The organism is uncultured Gimesia sp., from assembly GCF_937910335.1.
In the GTDB taxonomy this organism is placed as follows: domain Bacteria; phylum Planctomycetota; class Planctomycetia; order Planctomycetales; family Planctomycetaceae; genus Gimesia.
In genome coordinates, this window is record NZ_CALEMX010000065.1 from 1 (window position 1) to 7091 (window position 7091).

Annotated in this window: 6 protein-coding genes; 4 read left to right on the plus strand and 2 right to left on the minus strand. The window is 44.0% G+C overall.

The window, feature by feature from the left end; genetic code table 11:
* Positions 1-758: 758 nt before the first annotated feature.
* Both Q0668_RS02625 and Q0668_RS02630 read left to right on the plus strand, forming a co-directional pair.
* A complete protein-coding gene (locus tag Q0668_RS02625; protein WP_298859652.1) occupies positions 759-1907 on the plus strand; it encodes a citrate synthase in 1149 nt (382 codons plus the stop codon).
* 128 nt (positions 1908-2035) lie between these two features.
* The gene (locus Q0668_RS02630; protein WP_298859654.1) at positions 2036-2920 is read left to right on the plus strand and encodes a right-handed parallel beta-helix repeat-containing protein; all 885 of its coding nucleotides are present in this window, start codon (positions 2036-2038) and stop codon (positions 2918-2920) included.
* Positions 2921-2956: 36 nt separating this feature from the next.
* Here the strand turns inward: Q0668_RS02630 and Q0668_RS02635 are convergent, their stop codons facing one another.
* The gene (locus Q0668_RS02635) at positions 2957-3979 is read right to left on the minus strand and encodes a lysylphosphatidylglycerol synthase transmembrane domain-containing protein (RefSeq protein ID WP_298859656.1); all 1023 of its coding nucleotides are present in this window, start codon (positions 3977-3979) and stop codon (positions 2957-2959) included.
* Between the two features lie 390 nt (positions 3980-4369).
* On the opposite strand from Q0668_RS02635, the gene Q0668_RS02640 reads away from it, so the two are divergent.
* Positions 4370-4687, plus strand: a complete 318-nt coding sequence (locus Q0668_RS02640) for a hypothetical protein (protein ID WP_298859658.1) — start codon at positions 4370-4372, stop codon at positions 4685-4687.
* 20 nt (positions 4688-4707) lie between these two features.
* Here Q0668_RS02640 and Q0668_RS02645 read toward each other — a convergent pair whose 3' ends face one another.
* Positions 4708-6300: an AAA family ATPase gene (locus Q0668_RS02645; protein WP_298859660.1), complete on the minus strand. Its 1593-nt coding sequence runs from the start codon at positions 6298-6300 to the stop codon at positions 4708-4710.
* A gap of 427 nt (positions 6301-6727) precedes the next feature.
* Here Q0668_RS02645 and Q0668_RS02650 point away from each other — a divergent pair, with 427 nt between their 5' ends.
* Positions 6728-7066 (plus strand): hypothetical protein, encoded by a 339-nt coding sequence (locus Q0668_RS02650; protein WP_298859662.1) that lies wholly within the window; start codon positions 6728-6730, stop codon positions 7064-7066.
* The last annotated feature ends 25 nt before the right edge of the window (positions 7067-7091 follow it).

Consider the following 7091-nt stretch of genomic DNA (forward strand, 5'->3'; position numbering starts at 1 on the left):
TCTGGAAAAAGATCGATGAAAGCACACTCTGGTCATAAAAGATCGATTGGCCTTTGCGTAGAGCATCTGAAATACGAAGTTGCTCAAATACGCTTTCGCGCTCTTCGTCGGAGCATCCGATTCGCCAACAAAATTATTCAAGAGGGTTCTCTCCCCAAGCATCCTTACATCTCCCGAGAACCTGAAAAAGCTAATAAGCCTCCAGCTCATATTGCTCCATCCTATCACAACTTTCTGTAACGTCTACGGAAATCCATATCGACGAATTAAAATTTTCTAAAAAACCTCAGTGACGTTACAAGTCAACAACTTACGTAATCCAATCATTTCCCTTTCATATAAAAGTCTGATGATTCGATGAAAAACCGTTAAATCTGGCTAAGGCACATAATTACAGTACCTTAAGAGCAAAATCACTCTATGCCTTCAAAAACCACTGATCCATACCCTCTTATTTTCACACCTTCAACAAAATAGTCAATCCCCTGAATGAAACCCCGATGAACATTTCTGAAACCCTATCTCCTTTCATCTATACAACCTGACTGCAAGAAGTACTGTATTCCATTCACAGTTGAAGAAAGGATTTTGATTGATTGAACTTATAACGGGGCTTGATATACTGGAAGTCAGCGAATTTTCAATAGTTTGTTAAATAAAAGCAGCGAGAGGATGATCGCAATCCAACAGATTGGTTTTCGATCAAGAATCTCGCAGTATTTTTATTGGATGTAGTTGAGAAAGTGAAATCAGTTCAAATGAGCACAGACGACGTAGAGAAAACAACAAACGAAGCTGTTAAAGGGCTTAAGGGAATCATTGCAGCCGACAGTTCAATCTGTTTAGTTAATGGCACCGAGGGGAAGCTACTGTATCGTGGCTATAACATTGACGAACTGGCAGACCATGCAACCTTTGAAGAAGTTTCCTTTCTCTTATTAAATGGGGAACTTCCTACACCAAGCCAGCTGACAGAATATCAGGACAACCTGAAGCAATATCGTGCAATAGAACCTGAACTGATTGAAGCACTCAAGAAACTTCCGACTGAGGCGCTTCCCATGGCGCTGCTGCGAACCATCACATCGATGGCGGGTGTTTACGATCCTGATGCAGAATCGGAAACGTTTGAAAAGCGTCTGCAGATTTCGATGAGATTGATTTCTCAAATTCCTACCATCGTGGCAGCCATTCATCGGGTAAGGAAGGGATTGGAACCTGTGGCCCCCGATCTCAGTCTGAGTCATTCCGGGAACTTCATGTATATGCTGAATGGAGAAAAACCGAGCGAGGATGCGACTCGCGCGATGGATCTGATTTTGACCGTGCATGCAGAACATGGACTCAATGCGAGCACATTTACCGGCCGCGTTGTCATCGCCACCCTGCCTGATATCTATTCTGCAGTGACTGCAGCTATCGGTGCCTTGAAGGGGAAACTGCATGGCGGAGCAAATACCGAAGTACTGAAAACACTTTTCGAAATCGGCTCCGTAGAAAACATAGCGCCTTACGTGAAAAAAGTTCGTGAAGCAAAAGGCAAGTTCATGGGATTTGGTCATGCCGTCTATCAGGTAGAAGACCCACGCGCCAAACATTTAAAAGAACTTTCCCGACGTCTGGGTGAAGAGACTGGCAATCCGAAATGGTACGAGATGTCAGTTGAAATGGAAAAACTTGTGTTCGCAGAAATCTCTCGCAATTGCAATGTTGATTTCTATTCTGCAAGCTTGCAGCACTATATGGGTATTCCGGGAGAATTGTTTACCTGTATTTTTGCGGCGAGTCGCATTGCCGGCTGGTGTGCCCATATTCTTGAGCAACTTGATGGAAACAAAATCATTCGGCCTAAGGCCCATTACATCGGTTATGAAGAGCGCGCCTACGTTTCAATTGGCCAACGTTAAACTGAACATTGCCTGTTTAATCTATGACCCCGGTTTGAAGCCGGGGTTTTTTATGTATCCTGAATTCTCCAAATCAACCATTCATTGATTCAGATCTCAGTTTTTTTAATCTCAACCGGGAGCCAATCATGCGAAACGCTGTCCGATTTGTTGAAATGAAATCAGCGATGCTGTGTCTGATTTTTCTATTTTGCGAATTACCTCTGGCAGACTGCGGCGTCATTTATGTCGATAATCGTGCCGGTAACAATGCCTTGAATGGGATTGCCCCCAAAATTGTTGGCGGGAAAAACGGACCGGTTAAAACAATTAAGCGGGCGATCAGCTATGCCAAACCCGGAGATAAAATTGTTCTAATTAATAATGAAACTCCGTACTATGAATCGATTTCCCTCTCCGGCAGACGACTTAGTGGCGTGGGAAAAGAGAAATTTACTATTCTGGGTAATGGTGCCACCATTAGTGGGGCAATTCCCATCCCCATGAATGGCTGGCGGCAACAACGAAACGGGTTATGGAAAGTTACTCCGTATCGCAAAGGATTTTTCAATCTCTATCTCGATGGCAAAAGTCTTCCCGAACATCAACCTGAGAAGGGAAAGCCCGTCAAACTGGAAGATATCCCCTCGGGAAAATGGGCCGTGTATCAGGGTGCCATCTATTATCATAGCTTAAAAAATCAGTCACCACCTGTGGAAACATTTTCGCTTGCGGGAAAGTCAGTCGGTCTCTCATTAGTTGATGTGAATGATGTCTACATATCAGATTTGACATTTGAGAATTTTCGACAGGATGGCATCAACATCCACGATCGCTGCAAAGGTGTTGTTCTGGAAAACGTGACTTGTTCTGGAAACGGACGGAGTGGACTTTCCGTGAATGGTACGTCGCAGGTAGAGGTCATTGATTCTAAATTAACTGATAATCGTATTGACGATCTGTCGGTTACGGAGCACGGAGCCGCCAACCTGAAGAACACAAAACTCGGAAAAAAAGCATCGGTCTTACCTTAATAATTCAAGTACTGGTATCTGATACTTCTGTTTCTTCTATTCCGCATCACTGTCAAGTCCTTCGAGCTCTTCGAGTTCTTTCTCGGCTTCCTTTTCCGCATCACTCAGTTTCAGGCCTTCACGATTCGAATAATACAAACCGATCAGTGTTACCGGAATGTATTGTGAAAGCTGATAATAGATAGAAGCCGCAAACGCATCCGCCTTGGAAACGCCAAAAGCCTGTAAGCTAACCCAGAAGCAGAGTTGAATCACGCCAAAGAAACCCGGAGTTGAGGGAACCGTCACACCAAATGCGGTCACCCCCAACACCACAAACGCTGCCAGAGGAGTCACTTGAATATCAAAACTCCAGAGCGCTACAAGGATGCTCAATCCGTTAATGGCCCATTGTGCAAATGAGGTCCAGATAATACCAACACTCAGCCTGATGCTTTTCATTGCTGCCATTCCTTGTGCACCAGCCTGCATCATTTCTATTACGAGATGCGTTAATTTCACAGGTAGAAATCGCAAATGGCTGAATATCGTACGAAAGAGTTTAATCACTGCTTCCGTCCAGATCAGATAAGTGCCCAGAACCATAATCGTCACTGAGATAACAACTGCCATCAGTATACTGAGGGAGCGATATCTATCAGGAAGATGGGGCGCAAAATAAACTCCGATCCCCAGGAAACAAAGAATCGCTACGATATCAAACAGCCGCTCCAGAACCACTGTCGAAAGTATCGTCGTTTTCGGAATTTGAAACTGTTTACTGAGAACGTAAACACGCAAAAACTCGCCGAGATGAGCGGGAAGGATATTATTGCCCATGAATCCGATCATCATGGCCGGAGTCACCTGAGAGACTGAAAGGTGCTTGATCGGCTCTAATAGCATCCGCCAGCGAATTGCTTTTAACCAGAAGAACACAAACAGTAACAAGAACATAATCGGCAGTGTCCGGAAATCGGCATGCCGAAAACTTTCCATAATCTGCTCAGGATCAATCCCCCAGACTGCAGCCAGCAAGCAGGAGACCGTGATTATGATCCCTAAAATCAGTTTGATCAATTTCGACTTATTAATGTGAAGAACTCCTGAGACAGCATGCGTTTTCCGGTCTAAATTCGAACCGACAAAGATTAGTTTTATCGCATGACTAAAATCAATAACACATCAACTTTACTCGTTCCAACACAAACCAATAGGCCACTAGCCTACTATCTTTCCCTATTTTCACACATTTATTCCAATTCCTGTGTGAAATTTTTACAATGTTTATACCTTTACAGTAAAACCTCTTGCCAACTTAATAAGAGAATTTTATCCTGCTTACCTCTTCGCATGTCTGATCGTACTTAATCGAGTCTGACAGACATCGGGAGACTCTACCCCATAAAGATTCCCGTTTGGATTTACAGGAATATTTTATATCAGGGACTGATTACAAGGAGCTCATGGATGAGCATTTTAAAGATTTATTTTCCAGAAGAAACACACAACCCGCCAGCTGCCTCTTTGGAAGAGCCCACTCCGATGGTTCTTCCCTTCAATCGAGGTCCCCTTAAAAAACCTCATTATCTGCGGCAAAATGATTGGACATTAAAGCGTGCGCGCATACTGTTCAAAAATCAACAGTGTCCTGCCTGCAGCAGTGCTGCAGTCTCTTCATTGGAATTGCGGGATGGTTTACTCAATCGAAAAGACCATATGATACCAGGAACTGCGACCGTGGTTGGTTTTCGATGTGAGTCTTGCGATAGTGAATGGCCGGCCTGAAGTTACTGTCACCGACAATTTCACATGACTGAAAAATAGTTTTCGACTGCGAAGTCAAATGCTTCCGGTGTCAGTTTTCTGGGTGTCTGTTTGTAGACACAGAAATTTTTCACCTGGAGCAGCAGGTCCCGTGGCTGGCAGGCACGAAATGGACGGTTGACTGCTTTATAATGCTCGTCGATCAGATACTGGTAAGCCTTTTCGTCAAATTGAAAACCCATCATTGGTGCCATCAATTCAAATAGTGCCCGAAATTCCTCTGGTGATGGGTCGAGCGCTTCAATCTTATAGGGAATACGGCGTAAAAACGCAGCATCTACAAGATCTTTGGGTTCTAGATTTGTTGAAAAGATAATGAGCTGGTCAAAAGGAACTTGAATTTTCTTTCCACTGGGAACGTTTAAAAAGTCGTAACGTTTTTCCAAAGGAACAATCCAGCGGTTTAGTAACTCATCAACGGGCATTCTCTGACGGCCAAAGTCATCAATGACGAATGTTCCACAGTTACTTTTCATTTGCAGTGGTGCTTCACAGATTTTCGTTTGGGGATTCTGTGTAATTTCCAGTTCTTTCATGGTCAATTCACCACCGGCAATCACCGTCGGTCGCACAATCTGTACCCAGCGTTGATCGACGCCTGATAAATCAAAGAGACTCTCAGAATCAACTTCTTGAGTGACCTCTTCATGCAATCCTGGATCAAACAGACGAATGATATCGCCATCGATCGAGAGACAGCGCGGAATCCAGATGGTCGAGCCAAACGCTTTTGTGATCCGCTCTGCAATACTGGTTTTACCATTACCGGCTTCACCAAACAAGAACATACCTCGCCCCGAATTCACGGCAGGTCCCAGGCGATCTAGCATTTTAGGATTGATAATCAGGTCTGAAAAAGCGGCTTTTAAATCTTCCTCAGTCGCTTCCTGCTTGGCGATACTCTGGGCCTCCATCGCTCGCAGATAATCTTTGAAACAGACAGGAGCAGATCCGAAGTAAGTACATTCCTGAGAAAATCTTCGTGCGCGTTCACGACCTAAATCCGTAATCGTGAATTCGTAGTCTCCCATTTCAGCCGTGCCACCAAAGGCTACAAGCTGGTCATGTTTAGCACGTTTTAGAAGGGGATCTACAATTCCAAAAGGAAGTTTGATTTGTTGACAGATTTGGCGTCCGGTTCGAGTTCCTTTGGCAAGCAGAAACTTCAGAATCAGACGCTCGATTTCGTCCTGTGTCAATCCCGTGTCTTCAAGCGTTTCAGGGCATTGAGGAATGAACTGATCCTGATTCTCTTCAGCATCCCCTTTTAAGAGAGACTGAACTCGGTTGAATAATTGACTCAAATGCTGATTTTTACCAACGACCTGCATTGGTTCAGAAGATTTCACCTGTGACAGAATTTCCGTTACAGCCTTACTCTCTAAACCTTCAGAAGTAGCGTCGTTTATCGTCGATTCATCTGATTCATCATTCGTAGCCAGATTCAGCATACTGAGCGAAGCAAGCAGTTCTTCTGTGTTGACTGCATTTGATGCAGTTCTGCCTGACTTTTTGGAAGCCTTCTGCTCTGGAAGGGTTTTTGTCAAATCAGAATCGGAGTCTTTAGCTGACATGTTCTATTCACAATCGGTTTACCGTACTGAGAATACCTGATCCGGATCACTACAAATGAGATTTTTCAAATTTGATCTGGACCGTTTATTTGCACAATTTAAGAGGCGTAATGCAAGCATAGGCCATACTTCTCAGGAGTCAAATTCGCGTCTTTAGTTATCGTGTAAATTCCGCCCGTAATTCATGTTGCCATAGATAATCTGCTTTGCTTTGAATCCAAGTTCCGGGAGCTGTCAGACGTGTTAATCAAACTGATTATGAGGGTAAATCATCAAATGGCAGACTCTGATGTTTATTTATATTAACAATCTGATGATCAATGACTTTCAATTTGACTTGAAATCGGCGTGACCTAAGTTCTCACTAGCAGAGATCTCACTCGCAGTAGTGGGCAAGGTCTATCATCAACAACATAGCGGATTTAATATGTGTGGAATTGCCGGAATCATTCAGCCTGAGGGACAACCAGTCAATCGTGAAGAATTACAACAGATGATCGACAGGCTTCATCATCGTGGTCCCGATGCCTCAGGAGTCTTACAAACCGGGTCAGTAGGATTTGCGCACAGTCGCCTGAGTATCGTTGATCTTTCAGGAGGATTGCAGCCCATGCAGTCTTCTGATGGAATGCTAACGGTCACATTTAATGGCGAAATTTATAATCATATTGAACTTCGCGCCCAACTTAAAACCAAAGGCTATCAGTTCCAGACGCATTCCGACACCGAAGTAATTCTGTATACCGATATTTCCCATTTGGGTTGAGCCAGGAATCGATCCAGGCTCGAAT